24 protein-coding genes, 1 tRNA gene and 2 pseudogenes are annotated in these 23,805 nt (G+C 72.0%); 17 read left to right on the top strand and 10 right to left on the bottom strand.

The window, feature by feature from the left end; translation table 11 throughout:
* Positions 1–218: 218 nt before the first annotated feature.
* Positions 219–614 (top strand): site-specific integrase, encoded by a 396-nt coding sequence (locus C892_RS30065; RefSeq protein WP_017558055.1) that lies wholly within the window; start codon positions 219–221, stop codon positions 612–614.
* A 138-nt stretch (positions 615–752) separates the two neighbouring features.
* Here C892_RS30065 and C892_RS31380 read toward each other — a convergent pair.
* Positions 753–820: transfer RNA gene (locus tag C892_RS31380), tRNA-OTHER, on the bottom strand.
* Positions 821–1,113: 293 nt separating this feature from the next.
* On the opposite strand from C892_RS31380, the gene C892_RS0116160 reads away from it, so the two are divergent.
* Entirely contained in the window at positions 1,114–1,404 is a 291-nt protein-coding gene (locus C892_RS0116160; protein WP_017558054.1) for a DUF6247 family protein, read from the top strand.
* Positions 1,401–1,652, top strand: coding sequence for a hypothetical protein (locus tag C892_RS0116155; protein WP_017558053.1), 252 nt, complete (start codon positions 1,401–1,403; stop codon positions 1,650–1,652). Before C892_RS0116160 ends, C892_RS0116155 begins: the two co-directional genes overlap by 4 nt.
* A 36-nt stretch (positions 1,653–1,688) precedes the next feature.
* Here the strand turns inward: C892_RS0116155 and C892_RS31850 are convergent.
* A pseudogene (locus C892_RS31850) lies at positions 1,689–1,796 on the bottom strand (IS982 family transposase); the annotation flags it as partial.
* 177 nt (positions 1,797–1,973) lie between these two features.
* Here C892_RS31850 and C892_RS0116145 point away from each other — a divergent pair.
* The 7 genes from C892_RS0116145 (at position 1,974) to C892_RS30060 (ending at position 7,958) form a co-directional block, all read left to right on the top strand.
* Positions 1,974–2,402: a class I SAM-dependent methyltransferase gene (locus C892_RS0116145; RefSeq protein WP_152513406.1), complete on the top strand. Its 429-nt coding sequence runs from the start codon at positions 1,974–1,976 to the stop codon at positions 2,400–2,402.
* On the top strand, positions 2,399–2,656 hold the full coding sequence (locus C892_RS0116140) for a hypothetical protein (RefSeq protein ID WP_017558051.1): 258 nt from the start codon (positions 2,399–2,401) through the stop codon (positions 2,654–2,656). The genes C892_RS0116145 and C892_RS0116140 overlap by 4 nt, the downstream gene beginning before the upstream one ends.
* A complete protein-coding gene (locus C892_RS0116135; protein WP_017558050.1) occupies positions 2,657–3,904 on the top strand; it encodes a zeta toxin family protein in 1,248 nt (415 codons plus the stop codon).
* Between the two features lie 1,044 nt (positions 3,905–4,948).
* The gene (locus C892_RS0116130; protein WP_017558049.1) at positions 4,949–5,527 is read left to right on the top strand and encodes a hypothetical protein; all 579 of its coding nucleotides are present in this window, start codon (positions 4,949–4,951) and stop codon (positions 5,525–5,527) included.
* On the top strand, positions 5,524–5,931 hold the full coding sequence (locus tag C892_RS0116125; RefSeq protein WP_017558048.1) for a type II toxin-antitoxin system Phd/YefM family antitoxin: 408 nt from the start codon (positions 5,524–5,526) through the stop codon (positions 5,929–5,931). The genes C892_RS0116130 and C892_RS0116125 overlap by 4 nt, the downstream gene beginning before the upstream one ends.
* The gene (locus tag C892_RS0116120) at positions 5,924–7,150 is read left to right on the top strand and encodes a zeta toxin family protein (RefSeq protein WP_017558047.1); all 1,227 of its coding nucleotides are present in this window, start codon (positions 5,924–5,926) and stop codon (positions 7,148–7,150) included. Before C892_RS0116125 ends, C892_RS0116120 begins: the two co-directional genes overlap by 8 nt.
* Before the next feature lie 310 nt (positions 7,151–7,460).
* A complete protein-coding gene (locus C892_RS30060) occupies positions 7,461–7,958 on the top strand; it encodes a hypothetical protein (RefSeq protein ID WP_017558046.1) in 498 nt (165 codons plus the stop codon).
* A 49-nt stretch (positions 7,959–8,007) separates the two neighbouring features.
* Here the strand turns inward: C892_RS30060 and C892_RS30055 are convergent.
* Together C892_RS30055 and C892_RS0116100 are read right to left on the bottom strand one after the other, a co-directional pair.
* Positions 8,008–8,952 (bottom strand): annotated as a pseudogene (locus C892_RS30055) (zeta toxin family protein).
* 68 nt (positions 8,953–9,020) lie between these two features.
* Positions 9,021–9,311, bottom strand: a complete 291-nt coding sequence (locus tag C892_RS0116100) for a hypothetical protein (RefSeq protein WP_017558043.1) — start codon at positions 9,309–9,311, stop codon at positions 9,021–9,023.
* Between the two features lie 82 nt (positions 9,312–9,393).
* On the opposite strand from C892_RS0116100, the gene C892_RS0116095 reads away from it, so the two are divergent.
* The 7 genes from C892_RS0116095 to C892_RS0116060 all read left to right on the top strand — a co-directional run bounded on the left by C892_RS0116095 (position 9,394) and on the right by C892_RS0116060 (position 16,037).
* Complete coding sequence (locus C892_RS0116095; protein WP_017558042.1) at positions 9,394–10,062, top strand: hypothetical protein; 669 nt, start codon at positions 9,394–9,396, stop codon at positions 10,060–10,062.
* A 59-nt stretch (positions 10,063–10,121) separates the two neighbouring features.
* Positions 10,122–10,598, top strand: a complete 477-nt coding sequence (locus C892_RS0116090) for a hypothetical protein (RefSeq protein WP_152513405.1) — start codon at positions 10,122–10,124, stop codon at positions 10,596–10,598.
* A gap of 106 nt (positions 10,599–10,704) precedes the next feature.
* Positions 10,705–11,817, top strand: a complete 1,113-nt coding sequence (locus C892_RS0116085; protein ID WP_152513404.1) for a hypothetical protein — start codon at positions 10,705–10,707, stop codon at positions 11,815–11,817.
* Positions 11,818–11,836: 19 nt separating this feature from the next.
* On the top strand, positions 11,837–12,514 hold the full coding sequence (locus tag C892_RS32295) for a glycosyltransferase family protein (RefSeq protein ID WP_239647410.1): 678 nt from the start codon (positions 11,837–11,839) through the stop codon (positions 12,512–12,514).
* Complete coding sequence (locus C892_RS30670) at positions 12,408–13,394, top strand: glycosyltransferase (protein ID WP_338040865.1); 987 nt, start codon at positions 12,408–12,410, stop codon at positions 13,392–13,394. The genes C892_RS32295 and C892_RS30670 overlap by 107 nt, the downstream gene beginning before the upstream one ends.
* A 253-nt stretch (positions 13,395–13,647) precedes the next feature.
* Positions 13,648–13,959: a hypothetical protein gene (locus C892_RS30045; protein WP_152513403.1), complete on the top strand. Its 312-nt coding sequence runs from the start codon at positions 13,648–13,650 to the stop codon at positions 13,957–13,959.
* Positions 13,956–16,037, top strand: coding sequence for a hypothetical protein (locus C892_RS0116060; protein ID WP_026124398.1), 2,082 nt, complete (start codon positions 13,956–13,958; stop codon positions 16,035–16,037). Before C892_RS30045 ends, C892_RS0116060 begins: the two co-directional genes overlap by 4 nt.
* Here C892_RS0116060 and C892_RS0116055 read toward each other — a convergent pair.
* From C892_RS0116055 to C892_RS0116030, 6 genes are read right to left on the bottom strand one after another with little or no spacing between them, the layout of a single operon-like run.
* Positions 15,979–16,692 (bottom strand): hypothetical protein, encoded by a 714-nt coding sequence (locus C892_RS0116055; RefSeq protein ID WP_017558035.1) that lies wholly within the window; start codon positions 16,690–16,692, stop codon positions 15,979–15,981. The two genes, C892_RS0116060 and C892_RS0116055, sit on opposite strands and share 59 nt — an antisense overlap.
* A complete protein-coding gene (locus C892_RS29065) occupies positions 16,689–17,228 on the bottom strand; it encodes a DUF4913 domain-containing protein (RefSeq protein ID WP_239647409.1) in 540 nt (179 codons plus the stop codon). The genes C892_RS0116055 and C892_RS29065 overlap by 4 nt, the downstream gene beginning before the upstream one ends.
* Positions 17,229–17,233: 5 nt before the next feature.
* The gene (locus C892_RS0116045; protein ID WP_017558033.1) at positions 17,234–18,964 is read right to left on the bottom strand and encodes a type IV secretory system conjugative DNA transfer family protein; all 1,731 of its coding nucleotides are present in this window, start codon (positions 18,962–18,964) and stop codon (positions 17,234–17,236) included.
* Between the two features lie 4 nt (positions 18,965–18,968).
* On the bottom strand, positions 18,969–20,573 hold the full coding sequence (locus C892_RS0116040) for a putative type IV secretion/conjugal transfer ATPase (protein ID WP_017558032.1): 1,605 nt from the start codon (positions 20,571–20,573) through the stop codon (positions 18,969–18,971).
* Positions 20,574–20,590: 17 nt separating this feature from the next.
* A complete protein-coding gene (locus C892_RS0116035) occupies positions 20,591–22,090 on the bottom strand; it encodes an SCO6880 family protein (RefSeq protein ID WP_017558031.1) in 1,500 nt (499 codons plus the stop codon).
* Positions 22,080–23,804 (bottom strand): TrbL/VirB6 family protein, encoded by a 1,725-nt coding sequence (locus tag C892_RS0116030; protein WP_017558030.1) that lies wholly within the window; start codon positions 23,802–23,804, stop codon positions 22,080–22,082. The genes C892_RS0116035 and C892_RS0116030 overlap by 11 nt, the downstream gene beginning before the upstream one ends.
* Position 23,805: the final 1 nt, after the last annotated feature.

Below are 23,805 nucleotides of genomic sequence, written 5' to 3'. Positions count from 1 at the left end.
GTAGCGGCGGGTGTGCGTGAGGCTGTGCGCCTGCGGTGTCCGGCTGGCTGGCCGGGGCGGCCATTCTCTGCGCCGCGGCAAACTGCAGATGCCCATGTCCGGAAGCGGAACCCTGGTCCTAGAGGACTCTGGAGCAGTGGCCGGCCGCACATGGACCGACTCGGGGAAGCGCCGCGACAAGCGCGGACTGAAGTGGAGGGGCGACAAGGAGGTTCGATATGTCTCCCCGCCCTCCGGAGCTTGCAGAGCTCCTCAGGGACCACCTGGAGACCTTCGGAACCCACACTGATGGGTACCTGTTCCGCGGACTCCGGGGCGGCGACCTTTCGGAGAGCGTCTACGAGCGGCTACTGAAGCGCGCCAGGGCACAGGCCTTCACCCCTGAGGAGGTCGCCTCTCCCATGGCGCGGCGCCCCTACGACCTTCGCCACGCCTGCCTGTCCGCCTGGCTCAACGCGGGGATCGATCCCGCTCAGGTCGCGGAGTGGGCAGGGAACAGCGTCGGCGTCCTACTGAGCACGTACGCCAAGTGCGTCTCGGGGCGCGAGGCCATCAACCGGCGCAAGGCCGAGCAGGCCACACGGGTGGGCTCCAAAGCGCCGCCCGGGGAGTAGCCGACCGTGGGGCCGCAAAACTTCCCCACGTATTTCCCACAGATGGCCGTCTGCGGCGGGACACGCCCGGACTCGGGCGGACCGAACGAAAACGCCCCCTGACCGCGCTCACGCTGATCAGGGGGCGTTCTCCGTGGGTGGCAGGTGCAGGGTTCGAACCTGCGTAGGCTGAGCCGGCGGTTTTACAGACCGTCGCGCAACCTGCCTTGACCTGCGGCGATGCCCGACCGCGGCGAACTTCACCACGTATTCGCCGTGAGGACCGGTCACGGACCGAGGAGCCTCGCGCGAGGAGTGCGATCCGTAGCGCCAGCACCCCCCCTGAAGGCACCTCAAATGCACGCAGAGCCGCTCCATTCCCGTCCCCCTTGCCGTGTTCGAGTGGACGCATCCCGACGCCTCTACGCCCTTCTCAGGGCGCTCTATGTGCTTACCGCCTTCACCCCGCCTCTTGCCCCCGCGCATGGCAGACTGAACAGCAGTGAGAAGGGGGAACCCGATGACCACGCAACCCATCGAGCACCACGACCCCCACGACCCGGCCCGCATCCTCGACTTGCTGCCGGCCGATCTGCGCGAGGTGTTCCTGAGCGAGTACCGGGCGGCCGCGGTCAGCGCCGCGCACGAGGTCTGGAGGTACCGCCACCTCCAGGAGCTGCTGAAGCACTGGAGCATGCGCGCGGCCATCTACAGCTCCGCCGGCCACAACGAGAGCCGCCGCCAGGCCGAGACCGGCCTCGGCGAGTTCACCACGCTCGACGACCTCGCGGCCGGTCGGCAGGACTCGTGAGCGGGTACCGGGTCGACTTCACTGCGAAGGCGAGCAGCGAGACCGTCGGTCTGCCTCCCCGCGCGTTCAAGGCGCTGATCGAAGCCCTCGGCAGGGTCCGCCACGACCCGTGGGGCCAGACATCCGAGCAGGGATCGGGCGGACCCGCCTACCGCTGGGGCATGTTCGGCGAGGACGGGATGTTCCTCGCCTACATCGACGAGGACACGAGCATCGTCCGCGTCTACGGACTGACCTGGATCGAGTAGTGGAGCTAGATCGTTGATGGGGAATATGTCCCCTGGTCAGTGGTCGTAGGCGTTCAGCGACCGCTTGACCGGGGCCCCGATCAGCCAGTTGTGCCAGATCGCGGCGTTGAGCGCCGCGATCCTCTGGCACAGGCGCGCCATCAGGACACCGAAGTGGGCCGGGGCGGCCCGCGCACTCACCAAGACGGCGCCCCCTGCACACTTTCACCGCCGGAGGCCTCCATCACGGGCTGGTGCCCCCTGCAGCCGGTGATGAATCCGCTCTTGGTGCAGTACTACGGCAAGGGCCGGGCGATGACAGCCAGCTCCCCATTCGGGGCCATGACGCCCCGGGCCCGCTACGGCATCGCCAACCCGGCACCGGAGCCCCGCGGCCCGGAGCTGGACATCGCCCGGGTGCGGTTCCGGATGCTCAAGATCTCCGAGATCCAGGCGGGGATGAGCTTTCCCGACGACTACGACCTGCTCGACTTCAGCGGTGAGGACAAGGCCCGACTGCTGGGCAACGCGGTCACCCCCAAATCCGCCGAATTCCTGGTGGCGCCGCTGGTCGAGGCCATCACCGGCCAGACCCGCCTCTCGGGGGGACCTGTACATGGACCACGTACTGGCGGCCTAGCACCGGAGGGCGGGCTGCTCCGGCGCGGCCGGAGCAGCCCGCCCTCCGGTGGCCGCCCGGTGCATGCGGGGTCCGGCAATCCGGGCCCCAGGCATAGGACGATGGAAGTAAGCGAGCAAGGAGGAGCATGATGGTGAGCAAGGACCGCTACGCCCATGACGATGACACCGTCGTCTTCGACGCGATGAGCGAGACGGCGTCCCGCTTGATCGGCCTCTACGCGGCTCGCGCAGACTCGGCCGACACCCCCGAAGAGGAGAAGCAGTGGATGGGGGAGGTCATTCGGGTGCGCGACGGGCTCCGCGCGACCGACCCCCACGATCGCGCGGCGATGCGCCGGAACATGGATCGCTGGGCCGATGAGTACAAGCGCCTGGAGCGCTGAGTGGCCGAGTACCGTTCCCGGCTCTCCGAGAGCGAACTCGACCGGCGGTTCGCCACACGGGTACGCCCCTTCGTCTTCGGCGGCTACCCCAAACCATCCGGGCGGCCGACGCTGGTACTCCTGGGCGCCCAGCCGGCGGCGGGCAAGTCGAGCGCGGCCGCATCCGTGACCAGGCGGCACCCCGAGGGTGCGCTGGTGCCACTGACCGGGGACGAGCTGCGCCCCTTCCATCCCGACTACTCGCGGGTCGCCGCCGAGGCGCCGCTGATGATGCCGAACGTGACCTCCCAGGCCTCCGGCCAGTGGGTCAAGCGCGCCATCGACTACGCCGAGCGCGAGCGGCACAGCCTGCTGCTCGAGGGGGTGTTCCGCGACCCCGAAATGGTGGTGGGAACCGCCGAGCGGTTCGACCGCGCCGGGTTCGACGTGGAGGCGGTGGGGCTTGCCGTGCGGGCTGAGGAGAGCCTGCTGTCGTCGGTGGGCCGCTACCTACACCCGGGCGAAGGGGTCGACGTGGGACGCTGGACCCCCCTCGGTGCGCACGAGAGCGCCTACCCGATGATCCCGCAGACCCTTCGGGCCTGCCAGGACAGCCCGCACCTGTCGCGGATCACGGTCACCGACCGCACGGGGGCGGACCTGTACGTGCTGGAGCGCGGAGGCGACGGGCAGTGGCACCCCGACCCGCGTCACCCCGGCGTTCCGGTCGAGGAGTTCGCCGAGCAGCACCGTTCGCGCCCGCTGGAGCCCGCCCAGGGGCAGGCCTGGTTGGCGGCCTACTGGCAGTACTCCCGGGAGATGCTGGAGCGCGGGGACATGAACTCCACCACCGCCCCCACCTTCCTGCGGCTGCACGAGCACGCCGTCCGCGTCGCCGACGCGGTCTACGCCCAGGAAAAGGAGGTCCCCCAGTCGGCGGACCTGCCACGCAGCCGCGCGGAGCACGATCGCTGGCAGCAGGTGCACAAGGTGGTCGTCACGGCCGCTGAACGCGGGACCCCCAACGCTGAGCTGCCCCACAGCCCCGACCTCTTCTTCGACGCCGGCACCGAGGAGAAGAGGCGGATCGTCGCTGTGCTGCAGGAGGCCGGCGGCATGGAGGGGGCTGGCGAGGCCCGGGAGGCGGTGTCCAGAGCGCGCCAGGGGATGGTGCCGCCGGGGCAGCGGCCGCCCCAGGGCCAGGCGCAGCCGGGAGGCGCCGCCGACCGCCCCCGCGGCAGGGAGCAGGGCCCCGACCTCAGGCGGTGAGCAGGCACGGGCAACAGTTCCCACCAGAAGCGTGGAGGGGCCGCAGGTGCGGCCCCTCCGCGCTCTGCGCCTCGTGGGGCACCATGAGCCGATGGGCAGCGGCACATGCTACGAGTACGACCTTTTCGGTGTACCGACCCCGCCGGGTGACGAGCCGGTTCCGGTACGCGTTCGGCGCGGCGCGGTGGAGGAGACCGGCATACGGGGTGATCACCACGGGCGTGGAGGAGGACCTGGTGCTGGCGCACGCGTGCGACGAGTCGGTCTGCCAGCAGCCTCGGCACCTGCGCCTGATCACCCGACAAGAGAACCTGCGCGAGTACCGCGCCCGCCGGTCGAGCGGGCCGCTGCTGGATGTGCGCGGCGCCCACGGGCGCGCGGTGGCGGTGCGCGATGCGATCCTGGCCGCGCGCCAACGCGGCCAGGACATCGAGGAGGCGATCGCCCAGGCGAACGACCACCGTTCCCGCCGCCGCGACAGCCGTGGGGAGCCGGACGTGCTCAACGGCTTCCGCGGCGTGGTCCTGGAGGTCGACGCCAGGCGCAGTGCGCGCATCCAGTGGCGGTTCGGCAGGCTCGTCCAGGACGCCTGGATCGCCCCCGAGGCGATCGCGCGCGGGGACCTGGTGCACGACGGCTACGCCCTGACGATCGCCGGCGCCCAAGGGCTCACCTGCGAGCGCGCCCACGTCTACGGGGTGGGGGCCGATGCCCACAGCCTCTACCCCGGCATGTCGCGTGCTAAGGAGCGCAGCGACCTCTACCTTCCGGCGGCCGAGCTGGAGAGCGAGGGGGCGACGCGCAGCCTGGGCCCGGCGCGGACCGCCCAGAAGCAGCTGGACCGCGTCATCAGTGACTACGCCAAGGCGCTGAACGACGAGGACGAGGGCATGGTCGTCGACGAGCTGGAGGGGGGCCGGGCGGGCCCGCCCGTCCGCCCCTGCTGCGCCCCGGCGGGCCGCGGAGCCAGCAGCCGGACCACAGCGCCCGCAGGGTGGCGAGCCCGTTCCCGCGGCAGCCCGAGAGGAGCCCGAGGAGCTGGCGTTGCTCACTGCGGAGCAGGCCCTGACCGGGCAGGGGCGCGCCGCGATGGCCGCCGCCGAGAAGGGCGAGCGCCACCGTGCAGCCGAGCGGGAGCAGGCGCTGCGCGAGGAGCTGGAGCGCTTGGAGCCGATGCGCACGGCCTCACGGCTGTGGCTGCTGCGCCAGGGCACCGGTCGCAGGGCGGTCGAGCGGCGCTGGGAGCAGGCCAGCGGCCAGCTGGGCGAGGAGATCCAGGCCCAGCGGCAGGCGCGCGCGGCCGCCGAGCATGTGCGCCGGGAGGCGGTGCGGGCCGACGTGGCTCAGGCCCGCGCCGAGCAGGCCGAGCACGCCAAGCGCGAGCGGCGCGTGGTCCGGGCCGCCGCTGAGCTGGGGATCGCGCGCGGAGAGGCCGAGCGGCTGCCCGAGTGGATGCTGGACCCTCTCGCCCGGCGGGCGATGCGGGCCGGGCGCCCGATCGACGGGGCGGACAGTGGCCCTTCGACGGGACGTACAGGCCCTCCGTCAGCGTGGCCGGAGCGGGAAACGGGACCGACACCCCCTTCCCTCCAAATCTTAAGAACCTTAAGGTTAGTGGTATGAATGGGAACGCTGACGACACCATCGGGATCGAACAGGCCCGCAAGGTCCTGGGCGACTTGGTCGACCAGGTCCGCTACACCGGGCGGCGGGTCCTGCTCACTCGCAACGGACGCCCCGCCGCGTGGCTGATCCCATCTGAGGAAGGAAGCACTATGCACCCGTTCGATGCGACCACCCCCGATGCGGTCGTCGCCGATGTCCTGTACGAGACCGCCGCCCGCGTGGCCGGCGCCTACGCCCGCCTTGCCGACCAGGCGACCACCGATGAGGACGAGGAGGCCGCCATGGCCAAGGTGGAGGCCGCCGGGGCCGTGAAGCGGCGCACCGACCTGGACCGGGCGGGGATGATCGCCGAATACCAGCGCCTGCGCGCCGAGCTCGACGCCCTGGAGAGGGATGGCTGACGAGGCCTTCGGGGTTTCCGAGGAGCGCATGCGCCAGATCTTCGATAGGCGCATCGTCAGGTTCCTCGGATTCCACCGGACCGTTCCCGTTCACAGCGGCCCGCCGACGGTCGTGCTGCTGGGCGGGCAGATGGCCGCCGGGAAGTCCAGCTCACTGGCCGGGATCATCGAGCGCCACGGCGACGCCGTCACCCCGATCTCGCCCGACGACTTCCGGGCCTTCCACCCCGACTATGAGCAGATCATGGCCGAGCGCCCGCACGACCTGGTCGAGCTGACCGCTCCGGCGATGCGCACGTGGAATGCCATGGCCCAGCAGTACGCCCACGAGGCCGGGTACCCGCTGGTCATCGAGGGCACCTTCGGCCACTCCCCTGGCGTCCTGAAAATCGTGGATCGGATGGCGCACACTCCGGAGTCCGGGCTGCACCCGGGGTTCGAGGCCGAGGTGGTGGGGGTGGCGGTCTCGGAGTACCGCTCCCGGCTGGACATGGTGGGCCGGTACCTGTCCCACCCGCCCGGGCAGGGCCGGTGGGTGCCTGCGGAGGCCCACGACCGGGTCTATGCGGCGGTCCCCGAAACGATGGACGCCCTGGAGGCCGATGAGAACGTGCGGCGGGTCATCGTCACCGACCGCTCCGGGACTGTGCACTACGACAACACCCGTGGGGAGGACGGGGCGTGGCTCCACCCGCCGGGCGCCGGCGAGGCGCTCAAGCAGGCCCGCTCCGAGGGACAGGTGCCCTTCGGCCGGCAGGAGGCGCGTGAGTGGATGGCCTCCTACTGGAGGTACGCCGAAAGCTTCGCCCAGCGCGGGGAGATCAACACGGTCACCGCGCCCACGATGCTGGCACTGCACACCGACGCCGACCGCATCGCCCCCATCGCCTACGCCGATGACAACGCGGCGCTGGAAGAGCACCGACGATGGCAGACCATGCAGAAGGCGGTGGTCCTCGCCGGGCAGCGCGGGGCCGACAACTCCGCGCTGCCGCACTCCCCGGGCGCCTTCTTGGGGGCCAGCAGCGAGGAGCGGGCCGCCTATGCCGCCGCGATCACCCAATCCGGCGAGCGGTCGCAGCAGGTCGATGCGCAGGCCTCCGAGGCGGTGCGCCGCGCCCGGCAGGGCATGGCCCCACCCGGCCAACGCCCCACCGCCCCCCGTGACCAGGGGCGTCCCCGCGGCCGGGGAGGCCCGGATCCGGGACTGGAGCGGTGAAATCCCGCGTGACGCGGTGGTGGGTCCTTTGGTTCACTCGACTGCACGGCAGACGAGGGGCAGCTGGGGCAAGAGGGCGGTGTGGCCGCCGTGGCGGTGGCGTCCGTGGTCGGCCGGTGGGCGCGCACCGCCGCCTCGCGCCAGGTGCGCGACTCCTTCGCGGCCGGGGCCGTTGTGGAGCGTGTGCGCCAGGTGTGGGCGCAGGTGGCCGGGGGCGGCCTGGACGGCGGTCCGGGCCCGGACCCGCCGCGGCTGTCGAGGAGCCCGAGGAGCTGGTGCTGCTCACCGAGGACCGGGGCAGGGGCCGGCCGTGGCGGCGGTCGCCGAGGAGGTCGAGCGCAACCGCGCCGCCGAGCGGGAGCAGGCGCTGCGCGAGGAGCTGGAGCGTCTGGAGCCGATGCGCACGGCCTCACGGCTGTGGCTGCTGCGCCAGGGCACCGGTCGCAGGGCGGTCGAGCGGCAGTGGGAGCAGGCCAGCGGCCAGCTGGGCGAGGAGATCCAGGCCCAGCGGCAGGCGCGCGCGGCCGCCGAGCAGGTCCACCGGGAGGCGGTGCAGGCCGACATGGTCCAGGCCCGCGCCGAGCAGGCCGAGGCCGAGCGGGCCGCACGCGAACGGAGCCTGCTCCAGGCCGCTGCCGAACTGGGGATCACTCAACAGGAGGCTGAGCGACTGCCCGAGTGGATGCTGGACCCGGCCATGCGGGGGGCGATGCGGGCCTCCGAGGAGCGCGGGCGGCCGTCGGCGCCCGGGGGAGACGGGGCGTCCGCTGCTCAGCCGCCGAAGCCCCAGACCGGGCAGGAGCGGTGAGAACAAGAGAGGGGGCGGCCCCTGGTGGGCCGCCCCCGCCGCGCTGGTCTCAGCGTTCCACTCCGGGGTCTCTTCGACGCTGGGACGGCGGGTCGCCGCGTGCCGGTGCCTGCGATGCCGGGCCCGATGCCCTGCCGGGCGGGGCCATGCCCTGGCCGGCGCGTCGGATGGCTTCGGCCGCCTCTGCGGCGGCGATCTTCGGCTCGGCCCGCTGCTCCAGGTCGGCCATCCTGGATTGCCAGTCCGGTCCGAGTTTGGCCTGGACCTCAGGGCCTTGCGGGGACTTCATCCGCTCCTGCATCTGCCTGAAGCTGGCCACCATCTCAGGTGTCCAGGGGCGTTCTTCTCGCTCATAGCGCAGGGTCTGGGCCAGTGACACGCCCTCCCATCGGCTGTCGGCGCTGTCGTAGCAGGGGGTGTTCTCCCCGCGCCGCCACATCCGGGCGCGCTCGACCAGGCCGGGATTCTCGTCGATGAGCTGCGCCAGGCCCTGGGTGCCCTCATAGGATCGGTCGGCGGCGGCCTGGACGGTCAGGCGGCCGGCGCCCCTGTCCAGGACCTGCTCGAAGTAGCGGGCGTTGAGTCCTTGGTCGCTGATGACCTTGTCCACCGCCATGAGTTCGGCGGTGACCTCGTATCCGGCCTGTTCGTAGCTCTCCATCATCGCCGCGCTGTGCTCGGGGTCCTGGGAGGTGTCCTGGACGATGACGTTGAGCATGTTCTCGCGGGCGTATTCGGCGGCCAGTCACATCCACTCGCGTCCGTCGGCACGGGTGGCGGCCGTCATGAGCTTGTCGTCGCGCTGCATCAGCGCGTCGTAGCTGTCGTGGTAGGGCTTGTACAGGTCGCTGTCGAGGTCGATGTAGCCGCCTCTGTCGACCAGGGGCGCCTCGACCTCCTTTTGCAGGCGGCTCTTGCCCGAGCCGGGTTGGGCGACGAGGAAGAGGGCGGTGGGCCGCTCCTGGGGCGTCTTGCCTTCGAGGAGGTCCGGCACGATCTCGTTCTCGAAGATGTGCCTGTTGCGCTCCGGGGAGAGCCGGTAATCCTCGGCGTTGAAGTCGCTCACTGCATCCTTTCCCGCACAGCCCGGGTCAGCTCGCTGTAGTGCGCGCGGGTGCGGGCGACCTGGTCGGCGTCCGCCGGGTCGAGGGCCTGGCGGTGCTCGATGCAGGCGCGCCGGTCGGCGCGGGCCTGCTGGATGAGCGCGGGGTCGGGGGCCGGTTTGCCCTCTTCGTGGGCGATGAGGGCACTGTAGGCCCCCATGGCGCCGTGGATGGCCTCCAGGGCGGCCTCGTAGGAGACGGCCTCCTGACCGCTCCAGGTGCGCATCTGGGGGGTGTGGTCGCTGGTCATGTACTTCTCCTCGCCGTACTCGCTGAAGAGCCGGGGACGATTATCCCTTGCGATAGGGCTATGGGGCAAATATTTTTGCCCCATGAGTGATGGGGAGAGTCTGCACCAGGATCTGCGCGCCATCGCGTGGAGATGGGCACCGCACAGCGACGCCGACTCACCGGAGGAGGTCGGCCTCAACGACCGCAAGGAGGCCTACCTGGCGCGCCTCGGCGGCCTCAAGGCGCTGGCCCAGGCGTGCAAGGAGGCCGCCGACGGCGACGCGAGGGCCGCTGTGGAACTCGGCGCCAGCGCCGAGGAACTGGGCGCCGCATGGGGGATCACCCGCCAGGCCGCCGCCTACCGATGGCCGTTCACGGTACGACGGGGCGACCGGGTCGCGGTGGTGATCTCGCGCGCCGACCGCATCCGCGCGGCCCCGCAGGACCGCAGGGGGGTCCTGGGAGAGGTCGGCGGCGCGGAGCAGTACGACATCGACCGCGGCGCCTGGCAGATAGGAGCGGAGGCACGCCGGGAGGCCGAGTACGCGATCGTGGCCGCGGGCGGCACGGTCCGCCGTATCTACCGAGTGGATCCGGCTCAGTGGGAACAGGACCCCACGACGGGCAAGTGGTCCTTCGCCGCTGTGGGCGACCGCCCACTTTCGGAGCCGGAGGTGGAGGTGGCCTATGCCTCCGGCCGGCTTCCCCTGCGGCCGGGAGACCCCTGCCCGACCCTCCGTGGCGGCGCCTACCGGCCGCTGTGGTTCTGACCGGATGAGGACCCGGTGTCCCCGGATGCCCACGGTGAGGATTTGGTTGACTCGGCTGCATGGCAGACGAGGGGCAGCTGGGGCAGGAGTTCGGCGCGGCCGCCGTCGAGGAGGAAGAGGAGAGGGTTGCAGATGAACGAGCTGAGGCGGATCGCGATGGACCACTGGAGGGTGGCCCGTCCGCTGAGCTACTGGTGCGCGAGGCTGGCCTGCGTCCGACCCGCCCCCGGGTGCTCACCCGCCGCGGGCGCCCCCTGGCTGCCCTGGTGGCCGCATACACGCTGCTGAACGAGCGCGGCCAGGGCCCGGTGATCGACGTCGACGACGTCATGGCCACCGAGCGCAGCGCCTACCGCATCGAGGTCCGCTTCAACGCCGGGCGTGCCGACCTGCCCGAGGACCTGCACGTCGGCGACTACGTGGCCACGTTGCTCAACGCCGAGGACCGCCCGGTCGCCGTGGGCACCAGCGACCTAGGCGTCTCCGCCGCGGTGGAGAGCATGCACCGCATCGCCGACCCCGACGACGAGGAGTGATGTTCGGTTCCTGCAGGGGCCCTCTGGTCGCCCTGCAGCCCGTCGGTGCCCGGTGGCACACTCCCGAACGGCACCCCGACCGCGTTGACGACTGAGAGGTGTTCTGATGGGCGATTCCCAGGAACAGGCAGATCACTACAGGCGCGTCTACACCGCGGCCGCGCAGATGATGTGGCTGCAGCACGGCACGTACATATGGAGGGCAGACCCCTGGACTGAGGAAAGACGTGCGGCATGGACGGCGCTGGAAGAGGAACTGGCCCGCATCGGCCTGACCGCAGTGGCCGACCTCGACGGCTTCAACCCGGCCCACCACCTGATCTCGCGGCGCACTTCCGACGGCCGCCCCATCACCCTGGCCCAGGCCACCGACGACTGGCACCGCCGCGTCGCGAGGGATGCGGGGATCGCCACCGCCCCCAGGAACAACGGCTACGACGGCATCGCACCCGACGGGGCGGTCGTCCTTTCCGCCTCGTGGCTCGCCCAGGTCCACGACGCCGTATTCGACGAGATGGACGCCCGGCTGGCGCCGGGCAGACCGAGCGTGACCATCGGCCCCCAGGCCCAGCAGCTCGCCGACCTGCTGCACGACCTGGCGGCCCGGCTGCGCGCACCGCTGAGCGGGCAGGACCCCACTCCCGCCCGGACCGCCGCTCTGCCCGCATCCTCGACCGGACCCGAGCTCGGGGGCACGGGCTCTGAGGCCGACTTCGAGCGGCTGGACTCACGGGCGCGGGCCGCAGCCCAGAGCCTGCCCTCCCGCGCCCGGCTCAAGGCCGACCGCGACTTCTCTGTCGCCGGCCCGGCGGTGGACGCCGCGCAGCGCCTCCTGGCCGTCCTCGACGGCGAGGACTCCCCGGCCTGGCAGGAACCGACCGAAGAGGCCGACCCGGCCCACCACCTCGTCAAGAAGGGGGTGAGCGCAGCGACATTGAACTGGGAGGCCCAGAGCCTGCGCGAAGTGCTCGACCGCCTCCCCTCTCCCCGCCTGCCCCGCCCCGACGAAGCCCCAGAGGACTTCGAGACCCCGGCCGAGCCCGCCGGCACCACACGCCTGATCCTGATGCCGCCCGCGACCGCCCTGGTGACGGCCGAAGTCCTCGACGAGTACGCCGCCCGGGTCACCCCCGACCAGCACATAGGGCCGCTCCTGTTCGACGCCTACCCCCTGTGTGCGTTCCTGCGCCGCTTCGACGAGCGACTCCAGCGCCTCTGAGAACGGAGAAGCCCCCACCGTGACACCTGAAACGTCGAGGCCCGCGCAGCCGGAACGATTCCTCATCTACGGCCCCACCACGCTGATGGACGGCGTGGGACGCTTCAACACCGAACTGGTGCGAGGGCTCGTAGAGGGCGGCCACCAGGTGAAGATCCTGACCACACCGCCGTCCGTCGAGCTCGAAGGCGCTTCGAACATCGAACTCCCCCGGCCGCCAGACGGCCTCAGCGGGCTCGCCAAATGGGAGGGGTTCGCCCTTTCACACGTCGTGCAAACCCTCGATGAGAAGCTGCGGGAAAACGAAGGATGGTCGCCAACGACGATCCTCGTCAATGGGAAGTTCAGAGACGTCGGCCCACACATACGCGACCTCTTTCCCGAGGCGCGTCTTGCACAAATTGTCCATAACCTCTCCTACTACACAGAGCACCCGCCCATAGACGACACATGGGCCGTTCCCGCCTTCCAGCGAGGGTTCAGCAGAACTCTGGCCTCAACGGATATGGGGATAGGCGTCGGGCCGCTACTGACTTCGGACCTTCTAAGGATGGCTCCCCAGAATCCGGCACTCGAAGTGTCCCCCCCCGATTGCGGCTTCGTCCCGAGGAGATGTCCAGAGGCGCCAGCGCCTCGAAGAACGCCGCCGGGAGGCGGGGCAACCTATCCGATTCCTTCTTTATGGTCGCCTCGATGACCTGAACAAGGGGAGGAGGGTCGCAGTCGAGGGGGTGGCGCGCCTCAGAGAGGAAGGCTACGGGAACGCGCGCCTGACGTTGCTGGGCGTGCCAGGCGAGGAAATTCCCCGCTATCAGGCCCAAATGGACAGGAGACTCGGCCCGGGGGTAGTTGAGTGCAAGCCGTACACCTCCAGCACCCAAGAGGTCCAGCGGGAGCGCGACCGCGCCGACGTGATCCTCATGCCCTCCATTCGCGAGCACTTTGGCCTGGTGGCCTCAGAAGCACTCGGCGAGGGGATCCCGCTGCTCGCTCCGGAAGGAGCCGGGGCGACTCTCTTCTTCACCGATGAGGACCGGTTCCCGCGGGATCTGACTCAGGGCTTCATCGTCCACGATGAAGCCCACTGCCGCGACGAGCTCAGTGAAGCGCCAACCCCGGGCACGCCACGGTCCGCCCTCTGGGCAGAAGCAATGGCGGACATGATCGACAATTATCATGAACGCCTAACGCAGGGAACTGCGCTCCGCGACCAGTATCTGGTTGGGCGCTACACCAGCCTTCACATGGCGAATGCCATCGTAGAAGCAACGCGTGAACTTAACGAGGGCCACGCAAAACAAGGGGAGGCGGGCAGACTGTTGGCCGCTCGAGCGTCGCGTGTCCTTCCGGTATCGGCAGGGCCGACGTTGGAGGCCCTGGAGCGCCCCAGGGAACGGCAGGATATGCACCACCGGGCTCTGAAAACCGAAGATGTCCTTACCGAAGCCGGCGAAGCCGTGCGCCTCGCACGACAAGGGTTGGTGGGGCCCGGCCAACCCCGCCGAGCCCGGGCTGTTCCCCATACGCCGCGTCGTGGGACCCCACGGCGCGGGAGTGAACGCGGTCCCGGACGCTGACCTTGAGGCGCAAGGCAGGGGACGCGGTATCGCCCCGATCACCGCCCCCATGGCCATCCGGCGCTCGTAGGAGCACGACCACAGGCTTGGTGGGGCGGACTCCACCGGCGGGTCTGAGTGTTCTCGACGACTTGGCGGGTCACATTGCCCACGATGGTGACAGCCGAAAGACAAGCGGAACAAGAATCCCCTCAAAGAACGGGTCGGAATGCCGGCCGCCAAAGGGCTGCACGACGAGGAGGTAACGGCCCAAATGAGCGACGATCTGGCCTGGATGGCCGAGGACCACTGGCGGACGGTTCGCCGGTTCAGCTACGCCGAGATCCCCGAGGACCAGCGCGAGGAGTTCTTCGCCGACCTGGGGCGGCGCGCCGAGCTGCAGATCGAGGCGCTGACGCTGACGATGGCCGGCCCTGATACCGAGGGCGAGGACCCCGAGCAGCGCCGCCGCCGCTACGCCCAGGCCCGCCTGGACGCGCGCCAGCAGGTCCTTGGGGAGATGATCCTGGTGGACGAGGACGACCGTCATTTCCAGCAGCCCGGATGGTGGAGACGACTGAAGTGAGCGAGCCCCTGCCCCCTGACCGCGAGGTCTTCGGCCGCGAGGCCGACCAGGCCCTGGAGGTCCTGCGAGGAAGGACGCCGCCGCGCCCCGGGGACGTTTACGCCGCTCGCTGGGCAGTGGAGAGCAGCATCCGTCGGCTCATGCGCGAGGGGCGGGCGGACCGGGCCCTGGACGTGGTCAACGCCGCCAACGGCGCCGACCCCGAGATGACCTGGCAGCGCGAGGCCGACCGCAGCCGACTGGTGTGGCGGGACGGCCCTTCGGATCACCGGGCCCTGCAGGGCCCGGTGATCCGCATCGACCACGGCCCCGCCGAGACCTTCGTCCGGGGGGTGGATGCCAAGGACGCCGCTGTGCGGGCCGAGCTGAAGAAGCTGGGGTTCCGCCGCTCGTGGAAGTCCAAGGGCACCTGGCGGCTGCGCAAGAAGACCACCGCCCTGGACCGCAGGACCCGGGTGTCCCGCCTGAGCGCGTTCTTGGACCGGCTGGGGCGCGACCGTATCTCCGAGCAGCTCCACCGCGAACTCGCCGAACGCGAGCGCGAGCAGCGCGCGGCCCGGGCCCGCTCCCTGGTGTCGGGCTTCGAGCCGGATGTGGCCGAGGCGGTGCGCCGCGCCGAGCAGGAGGGCACCTTGCGCGGCGCCCTGGCCACGATCGACGCGGTCCACGCCGCGCTGGCCGAGCAGGACGTCCAGCCGCCGTGGGCCGCCGAGCGGGCCGAGCTGCTGGAGAGGGCCCGCGAGACCACCAGGGACATCAGTGTGCGCCTGCTCCAGGCCCTGAAGGAGGGTCGTACTGAGGCCGCCGCGACGCTGTACGAGGAGCTGGAGGTCGCCGCTCCCCCGGAGGACCTGGGCCAGGCGGAGTTCGACCGGCTGCAGGCCATGCTGGTGCGCCGCGGCGCCGACATCGCCCGGCCCGCCGAGCGGGCTGCGGAAGCAGAGAGCGAGGCCGGGGAGGAGGCCGCGCCGGGGCCCGGCCCGGCCGAGCGGGCAGGGGCAGAGCCGGAGAAGGATCCCGAAGTCGAGACATCGACCGGGGAGGGACCGCCCCCCTCCCCCGGCGAGGGCGCGGCGCCCGCGCCGGAGGCCTCGGGCCCGCCTGCGGCGGCCGGCGAGGTGCCGCGTTCGGCCGCGGCCACCATCGACCTGAGCGGCGCACAGGCCTATGCCAGCAGCCAGGCCGCCGGCAGGGCCGCGTGGTGGGTCGCGCAGAAGGGCATCGCGGCCTGGGAGCAGACCGCCACGGCCGCCGAGATGGCCGACCCGCGGGAGCTGCCCGCCGACGACGCCATCGACCTGCACGACGCCCTGGGGCGGGTGAGTGAGGGCGGGGCCCAGCCGAGCCTGCTGCACGCCGCCGACGGCTACGGCGAGCTGGCCCAGGCCGCCGGGGCCATCGCCCAGCGCATCGGCACCGACCGGCTGGATTTGGGCGTGGTCGCCTCGATGGCCCAGCAGCACGCCGAGCGGGTGCAGGCCACTGCGGCGCTGCGCGCGGCCGTCGAGCAGGGCGAGGACCCGGCGTGGGTGGAGCAGGAGCTGGGCGCCGCTCCGTATGCGGACCTGCAGGAGCTGCGGACGGCCCAGCACAGCATCGAGCACGCGCTGGGCCGGTGGGAGGCCAGTGCGACCGCCGCGCAGATGGCCGGGTCCTTCGCCCGGGGCCAGGACGCCGCCCGGCTGGAGGAGGCCTGCGACCGGGTCCCCCGGGAACCGGCGGCGGGCCTGGGGGAGGCCACCGTGCAGTCCGCGCAGCGCTACCGGGAGCTGTCCCGGGCGGCCGGGCAGGTGAACCTGCGCCTGGAGGCCGACACCGGCTCCCTGGAGCGGCTGCGGGGTTTCGCTGCCGGGCACGCCGCCCGTCTGGGCGCCACCTACATGCAGCAGGTCCACTCCGCACGTTCGGGGGCCGGCCGGGGGCCGGCGGCCGAGCGGGGGCCGGCCGGGGGCCGGCGGCCGAGCGGGGGCCGGCGGCCGAGCGCGGTGCGGACAAGGGGTTCGGGGTGGGCTGACCCGGTCAGCGCCCCACCGAGGCCCCGCGCTCGGGTGTGCGGGGGCGGGTGCTGCGCGCCTTGAGCGAGCGGCGGGCGCGGGCGGCCTCCGCGGCGTCGGGCATCCCGGTCCGGGCCAGCTCCACCGCTTCGCGCTCCTCCCTGGTCGCTGCGGGGGCCTCCTCGGCGGCCGCGGGCCGCTCGGGCTCGGCCCTGTCGGGGACCGGCTCGGGCTCGGCGGGACGGGTTTCGCGGTCATGCTCGCCCTCCTCGCCTTCGATCCCGGCGTGGGCCTGTTTGACCTCCTCCAGGTCGCTGCGGATCTGCTCCACGCGCTCCTCGACGCTCTTGCCCTCGCGCAGATCCAGGCCGTAGTACTCGCGCACCATGTGGTGGATGTGCTCTTCGGCCTCTTCGGCCTGTACCTCGTGGTCCTTCCACCCCAGGGCGTGCCCGTAGAGGTCGGCGATCTGCTCGGGGGTGGCCTCCTCCCACCGCCACTGGGGGTCCTCGATCACCTCCAGCTTCTCGCGGGCCTCCTCCCAGGCATTCTGGTAAAGCTCGCGTGCCTGCCGACGGCGCTCCCGGTCCTCTTCGTGGCGCCGCCAGATCTCCTTGATCTTGGAGGCCGCGGTGTCGATCCGCTGGGCCGTTGAGCGGTAGGAGGCCACCGCCGCGCGCCAGTTGGCGCCCAGCGCGTCGGTGATGTGGTCGTCGGCCTCGTGGTATCCGGGATTCACTCGGCGCCTCCGGGACGCGCGTCGGGGAACAGCCCGCGCGGGGCCGGGGCGCAGGGCAGGGGCTGGTCGACCTTGTTCTCGTCCCCGGCCGAGGCGAAGGGCCCGTCCGGGTCGAACAGGGCGTTCATGTGGTAATCGGCGTGGTCGCGCCACCAGGTGCTCATTCCGGTGCCCCCGTCCTGGCGCAGGTTCTCCCAGGCCCGCCACAGCGCCTCCAGGCGGGCGACGGCCTCGGGATTGCGCCACCACTGGGCCGACCAGCGCCGGGAGCCGCGCGCCGAGACCTTGCGCCGGTACATCGGCGCGAGGTATTCGCGCACGAACTCCTCCACCGAGGCGAAGAACAGGTCGGGCTGGTCCTGCTCGGCCTCCTGGGGAGTCTCCTGGCCCTGGTCGCCGCCCCATTCGGCGGCCGGCGCGTCCGTGGCCCTGTCCTTGTTGAGGGGGATGGGCCCGTTGGCGGATTCGTCCTCATCGACGAAGGCCATCATCGCGGCCAGCGCATCCTCATAGTCAGGGGTCGGGTCCGAGGTCACCTTGCTCACCTTCCCGGTTCGTGTGCGGCGATGGACTTCTTGACCGCGTCGGCGTGGTTTCCGGCCATCCACGGCACCGTCTGCACCAGCGTGGTGGGCGCCCCCGAGGCGATGACCACGGCCCGGCCGCGGGGGAGGGCTCCCAGGTCGGCCACGTCCAAGGTGGTCATGTCGGACAGCGAGCGGGTGGTGGAGCGACCGTCGGAAGAGACGTTGGCCGAGATCGAGCGGCGGTCGTGGTCGCCGATGAGCTGGGAGAGCTGCTGCAGGAAGTCCACCTCGGAGACGCCGCCGCCGTAGACCTTGATGTTGGCGGCCGACCAGAGCTTGCGCATCCCGGCCTCGCCCCACACCTCCACTCCCTGGGACCAGGACTGCAGGATCGCCATGATCACGATGCCGCGCGAGCCGTAGTGGGAGTACTGGTTGGGCAGGTCGGCCCACCGGCACACGTTGGCGACCTCGTCGAGCACGTTGAGGACGGGGTTGGGGACGCGGCCGCTGGCCGAGCGCGCGCCCAGCTCCTCGCCTGCCTCGTTCACGGCCACGGTCAGCGCGGTCACCAGCGGCCCGGCCGTCCCCACCCCTTCCTTGGACAGGCTGTAGAGGGTGTGGCCGCCCTTGACGAAGGCGTGCGGGTCGAAGTGCGGCCGGTCGTCGTCGGGCCCGGTGCGGGTGATCCAGGGGGCGATGGTGGTGTTGGTCAGGCAGGCCAGCATCTGCCGGGCGGTGCCGTAGACCCCGGCGCGCTGCTTGTCGGGGGCGTTGACCACCCCGGCCAGGCCGTCGGCCTGCAGGGTGTAGCCGTGTTCGGAGAGGATGCCCACCGCGGTGTCGTCGCTGGGGCGGGCGCTCCAGGTGTAGACGTCGGTGATGGGGCGGCCGTCCAGGGCGGCGGCCAGCAGCAGCCAGGAGACCAGGTTCTTTCCTTCGCCGTCGAAGTAGGCGTCGGTCTGGGCCGAGGAGTCGCGGGTGCCCGAAGAGAAGTGGCCGGCCATCTGGTCGGCCTTGACCTCGTCGGTGACGTAGGTCAGCGGGTCCCACCACCAGGTGGGCTTCTCGGTGGCGATGCCCTGGGGGTCGAAGACCCACGGGTCGTTTCCGGTGATCTTCTTGCGCACGTCCCGGGTGGCGTCGGTGGCGTCGCGCTTGTTGGAGGTGACCAGCACGCTGGAGGAGGCCGGAGCGGCCAGGATCGCCGGGATCGCCCGGGAGGTGGTCTTACCGGTGCGCGGGCCCCAGATGTCGATGTGCATGTCCTCCCAGGAGCCGTAGAGCATCTGGCCCCCGTCCACGGTGCGCCCGATGGGCACCCCCGGGGACTCGGTGACGCCCAGGCGGCGGGCGGTGGCCGCGGCGCCCTTCTCGCTCAGGTGGGCAAGCTCGTCGCCGGCGCCCATGTAGCCGGCGGCGTGGTCGACCCGGCTGCGCTTCTTGGCGCGGCGGCGGCGCCACCAGATGCCCTGAGCACTGGCCCCGCCCACCACAAGGGCCTGGCCGACGGCGGCGGCGGTGGCGCCGCCGCTCCAGGAGGCCTCGCCCAGCACCAGGGCGAAGACCATCGTGAACGGGTTGAGCGGCAGCTCCTGCGGACTGCCGGTCAGGGCGTTGGCCAGGTGCATCGAGGACCAGGCCCCGCCCACCGCGAGGGCCACCAGGCCCAGGGCGCAGGCTCCGACGATGGCTTCGGCGCTGATGGTGCCGGGCTGGGGGCCGCGGCGGTCGGTCGAGGGCACGGGTCTACTCCTGGGGGGCGTCGTCGCTGCCGATGCGGCTGGATTCGTGCCAGAGCTTGTTGGTGTCGTTGATGGAGGACTCGGCCTTGGTCAGGGCCACGCGCACCCCGATCCCCGGGCGCCCGCCGACCTTGATGAGGAACTTGCCGCGCCCGGGCGGGGCGGCCTCGCGGCCGGCCGCGGCGTCCCAGGCCGGGGGGTCCTGCCAGCTGGAGAGCATGCGCTGTTCGGCGCGCGAGAGGCGCACCGCGCTGTTGAGCATGCCCATCTCGGCTTCGGGAAGGCCTCCGCAGACGACCATGCCCGAGCGCTCGACGAACCCCTTGGCCTTGGCGCGGTCCTCCTCGCTAGGCAGGGCCATCAGGTCGCTCATGGTGTGGGAGACCATGGCCATGCCCACGCCCCGCTGCCGGTTGAGCCGGGTCAGGGCGTCGACCCGGTCGACCAGCCCGCGCCCGGCGCGCAGCGCGCGCCACAGCTCGTCCAGGACCACGAAGTAGTGGCGGCGGGGCTCCAGGCCCGCATCGGCCAGGGCGTGGGAGACGCTGACCGAGCCGAAGCCGTTGGACCAGCAGGCCAGCAGGACGGCGGCCTGCAGGTCGGTCTCCGAGTCGTCGATGCTGGAGACGTCGAAGACCACGGGCCGGTCCAGCTTCATCGGGTTGGAGGTGGGGGCGGAGAAGATCTCACCGAGCCGCCCGCCGCCGGTCAGCCCGATCAGCGTGGCCTCCAGGTGCTCGGTGATCTCCCGGTAGCGGTCGATGGATCCGCGGTCCAGGGCCACATGGCGGACCTCGTCGGGGGCCTCCTGGATGACCTTGAGCAGGTCGGCCAGCACGGGCACCCCGTCGTGGCGCTCGTCCAGAACGCTCAGCGCACGGTCCAGGATGGTCTCCTCACGGTCGGTGGGCGGGGCCGAGCGCATGATGGTCAACAGCGAGGAGACCATGGTCAGCCTCCGGCCGTGGGCGTCGGCCATGACCTGGGCGCGGGCCTTGCCGGTCAGGCGCCGGGCGGCGGCGTGGGCCTGGCCGGGGTCCAGGACGTTGAGGTGGCCGCGGCCGCGGCCCAGGGTGATGACCTGCCCGCCCAGGGCCTCGATCAGGTCCACGTAGTCGGGCTTGAGGTCGCCGAGCACCAGCGGCTGCACCCCGTAGCCGGCCAGCCCCAGGGCCATGCGCCGCACGATCGTGGACTTGCCCAGGCCGGGCAGGCCGAGCACGAATGCACTCGGGTTGGAGATGAGGTTGGCGCGCTGGAACCAGCTGATGGGGTCGCAGCAGGTGGTGGCGCCAGTCTGCAGGTTGCGGCCCACCGGAACGCCGACCATGGGCGCCCCCACCCCTACGGCGAACGGCCACAGCCCGCACACCTGGACCGAGGTGCCGCGGTACTCGTCGGCCGCCTGCACCAGCAGGGAGGCCCCGCCCCCGCGGCCGGGCCAGCCGCGCGCGCCGGGGCGCTTGGGGCCGGTCTTTTTCTTGTCCTTCTTCTCCTTCTTTCGGGTCTTGGCCGCCTCGCTCGGAGACGGGACGGCAGGCGCGGCGTCCGGGCGGGCGGCACCCTCCTGGCGGGGGTCGGCGGCCTGCTGGGGCGTGGTGGTGGCCATGGGTGACTCCCTCGGAATCAGAACTGGTCGCGCAGCTCGGCGGGCACGCGCAGGTGGCGGGGCAGAACCAGGCCCAGCGGCAGGCCCGCGGCGAACGCGGCGTCCTGGGAGCCGTAGGCCGGGCGCAGCCGCAGGCGGGCGGTGGCGGCCAGGTTGTCCACGGCCGCCTTGGCGTCGTCCAGGCGGGCCGGGTCGGTGACCGTGGCGGTGACCACCATCCCGAAGTTCAGCAGCGCCGCGCCGGTGGCCTCCTCGTTGGCGGTGGCCTGGGCCTGGCGGGTGGCCACCACGTCGCGGGCCACCGCCTTGCGGTTGGAGGTGGCGCGGAACTGCGCGGCGCGCAGGTCGGCCTCCACCACGGCCGCGGCGCGGGCGGGGTCCAGGGGCCGGTAGAGCAGGGTGATGCGCTTGCGGTCGATGTCGCGGTGCGGCTTGAGCAGGCGCTCCAGCACCGAGGAGTGCACGTTGCCGCGCGGAGCCTGGGTCATCGTCCAGCTCACCGAGGTCCCGCTGTCGTGGCGGTAGGACTCCCACCGGGCCTCCGCGGCGGTGGGGCCCACCTCGTTCCAGGCCATCTGCGTGGCCTCGCCGTCGGCGCGCACCTGGTCGATCAGCGGGCCGGCGGCCGGGTCGTAGGCGGTGCGCACCACCTCGCACAGCTCGGCGGCCGACAGCGGGCGGGCGGCTCCGGCGCCGGTGGCCGCCAGCGACCCGCTCAGGGCGGGCAGCCGGGCCGCCAGGTCGCGTCCGACCTCCTCGGCACTGCGGCGCTTGCCGGTGGCGCCCACCGCGCGGAAGGTGATGGTGATGTAGGCCCGGACCTGACTGGAGCCGCGCGGATAGGCGGCCATGGTCTCGGTGAGCATGTCGCGGGCCAGCGCCGGGGCATCGGGGTCGAGGTTGGTGGAGACCTCGCGGCGCAGCCGGTGCCCGGTGTCGGGGGCGGTCTCCACGGTCACCTGGGCGGCCTCCACGCCGGGCTCCTCGCCCAGGTTGGCCAGCCACTGGCCCCACCCGGCCACCCACTGGTCGATCTGGTCCTGGTCGACCAGGGCCGAGCCGTCGGGGTCGGAGGCCAGCACCACGGTGTAGTGGCCGGTGAAGGGCACGTGGATCAGGGCGAAGGGGCGGCCGTAGGAGTCCTCGTGCTCGCTGAGCCGGGAGGGCGCGGCCAGGCCGGGCAGCTGGAAGGTGCCCCAGGGGGTGCGGCCCAGAGGGCCCGACCTGTACAGGTGCGCCCCGGCGCTTCGCGCGTTGGCCCACCCGGCGCGGGTGGCCGCGCGCGAGAGCAGGCTGCGGTCGTGGCGGTCCTTGACCAGCAGCACCAGCAGCACCATGCCCAGGACCAGGCCCGCGATCAGGCCGCCGAGCAGGCCGGCGGCCATCACCACGAACACCAGCAGGATCAGCCCGAGCATCAGCGCGACCGTGCCCGCGGTGCCCAGCCCCATCAGCCCCGGCGAGGTGGGGCGGCGCCAGTTGCCGTAGGTGCGCGGCTTGTTGGCCTCAGCTGCCATCGGGGCCCTCCGCGGCCTCTTCCATGGTTCCCTTCGCTCCCTCGTAGGCGGCTTCGCCGGTCTCCTTGATGCGCTCGGCCGTCTCGGCGGCGGCCATCCACGGGTTGGCGCCCGCGGCCGCCCCGCCCGCAGCACCACCGGCGGCTCCTCCGGCGGCGCCGCCCGAGGAGCCCGCGGCGGCGGCCTCGCCTCCGCCCGCGGCGGCCTCGCCGCCCTCTGCCGCGCCGGTGGCCGATTCGCCTTCCTCGGCGCCGGGGGTGGCGCTCTCGGCACCGCCCGCGCCGCCCTCGGACCCGCCGTCGCCCGAGGAGGCCGCCTCGCCGCCGGAAGCCCCTTCCCCGCCGCTGGGGGATCCGCCCCCCGAGTCGCCCTTGGCCGGGCCCGCGGCGTCGGCCCCGGAGGGGGCTGCGCCCCCGGGGTCGGCGCCGTCCCCGCCGCCGGTCTCCGCGGCGCCGATGTCCTGGCCCTTGCTGATGGCGCCCGAGGCGGCCTCGCCCATCTTCCCGCCCATGGCCCCGGCCATGCCTGCCAGCGCCCCGGCGGCCGCCCCGCCGCCGGAGAGCGAGGCCATGGGGATGACGAACTTCATCAGGGCGGGCAGGGCCACCAGGGCCAGCGTCATCAGTGCCAGGCCGGTCATGACGTTGATGAGGGTCGAGGAGTTGGTCTCGTCGGCGTCCACGCCCACGATCGCGAAGGCCAGCGCGTAGACGATGGCGGCGGCCGGTTTGTACAGGATGAACGCGATCGTCCAGGCACAGGCCTTCTTGAACCAGGACTGGCCCATCTCGGTGTTGGTGAAGGCCGCGGCCAGCGGCAGGACCGCGGCCATCAGCACCAGCATCCCGTCGCGGAAGACCATGAGCACCATCTGGCACAGCGACAGGAACAGCGCGATCAGCCCCAGAACGATCCCCAGCAGAACGCCGAAGCCGCCGGAGAGCGCGAGCATGTCGATCACCCGCGCGCCGAACTTGGAGATCTCGCCCTCGTCGGGATTCAGGGTGTCCAGGACCATCCAGGAGGCGAAGTTGTCGGCGGCCTCGGTGCAGATGCCGATGACGACCACTCCCAGGCCGGTGACCAGGACCAGGGTGAACAGCGAGCGCACCAGGTCCTTGGCGGGGTCGGCGCGTTGCTCCCAGGCCATCTTGGCGCCGGCCACGATGACCGAGAGCACCACGGCCGCGCCCACGTACCACCAGAGGTTCTGCTGGACCTCCAGCACCGGCCCCGAGGCATCCGATTGAGGCCCGGGTCCCACCATGGGGCGGGCGATGGAGGCGGCGCCGGCGATGAGGATGGTGGCGACCATCACGATGACGATCTTGCTCAGGTGCTCCCCGCCCTGGCCGGTGCGCGAGCGGATGGCCATCATCGCCCCGATGACCATCAGCGACAGCAGGCACAGCGCGATCGCCGTGCCGGCGACATAGTTCAGGACGCTCTCCAGCCCCCCGGTCAGCCCGTCTGGCGGAGGAGCGGCCTCGGTCGCGGGGCCGGGGTCGGAGCGGATCAGGTCGGGGGTGGACAGGTGCAGCCAGGCCGAGCCCATCGAGGTGACGGCCGTGGCCACGGCCTCGGTCACCGATTCGGCCAGGTCCTCCATGGTGTCGGTGAAGGCATCGCCTAGGGCGGCCTTGGCCGACTCGCCCGCCATGCACTTGACGTTCCAGCCGCAGTCGCTCTCCTCCTCTCCGTCCATGGGCAGCATG

The sequence above is a fragment of the Nocardiopsis baichengensis YIM 90130 genome (assembly GCF_000341205.1).
Taxonomy (GTDB): Bacteria; Actinomycetota; Actinomycetes; order Streptosporangiales; family Streptosporangiaceae; genus Nocardiopsis_A; species Nocardiopsis_A halophila.
This window is presented reverse-complemented; position numbering and strand designations above follow the sequence as displayed.

Excerpts from the sequence above, each read along its gene's own strand:
- C892_RS0116035 (WP_017558031.1), bottom strand. The coding sequence starts at position 22,090 with ATGGCAGCTGAGGCCAACAAGCCGCGCACCTACGGCAACTGGCGCCGC.
- C892_RS0116095 (WP_017558042.1), top strand. The coding sequence starts at position 9,394 with ATGAGTGATGGGGAGAGTCTGCACCAGGATCTGCGCGCCATCGCGTGG.
- C892_RS30065 (WP_017558055.1), top strand. The coding sequence starts at position 219 with ATGTCTCCCCGCCCTCCGGAGCTTGCAGAGCTCCTCAGGGACCACCTG.
- C892_RS0116125 (WP_017558048.1), top strand. The coding sequence starts at position 5,524 with ATGAATGGGAACGCTGACGACACCATCGGGATCGAACAGGCCCGCAAG.
- C892_RS0116160 (WP_017558054.1), top strand. The coding sequence starts at position 1,114 with ATGACCACGCAACCCATCGAGCACCACGACCCCCACGACCCGGCCCGC.
- C892_RS0116030 (WP_017558030.1), bottom strand. The coding sequence starts at position 23,804 with ATGCTGCCCATGGACGGAGAGGAGGAGAGCGACTGCGGCTGGAACGTC.
- C892_RS0116040 (WP_017558032.1), bottom strand. The coding sequence starts at position 20,573 with ATGGCCACCACCACGCCCCAGCAGGCCGCCGACCCCCGCCAGGAGGGT.
- C892_RS0116145 (WP_152513406.1), top strand. The coding sequence starts at position 1,974 with ATGACGCCCCGGGCCCGCTACGGCATCGCCAACCCGGCACCGGAGCCC.
- C892_RS0116140 (WP_017558051.1), top strand. The coding sequence starts at position 2,399 with ATGATGGTGAGCAAGGACCGCTACGCCCATGACGATGACACCGTCGTC.
- C892_RS0116120 (WP_017558047.1), top strand. The coding sequence starts at position 5,924 with ATGGCTGACGAGGCCTTCGGGGTTTCCGAGGAGCGCATGCGCCAGATC.
- C892_RS0116090 (WP_152513405.1), top strand. The coding sequence starts at position 10,122 with ATGGCAGACGAGGGGCAGCTGGGGCAGGAGTTCGGCGCGGCCGCCGTC.
- C892_RS30045 (WP_152513403.1), top strand. The coding sequence starts at position 13,648 with ATGAGCGACGATCTGGCCTGGATGGCCGAGGACCACTGGCGGACGGTT.
- C892_RS0116100 (WP_017558043.1), bottom strand. The coding sequence starts at position 9,311 with ATGACCAGCGACCACACCCCCCAGATGCGCACCTGGAGCGGTCAGGAG.
- C892_RS0116085 (WP_152513404.1), top strand. The coding sequence starts at position 10,705 with ATGGGCGATTCCCAGGAACAGGCAGATCACTACAGGCGCGTCTACACC.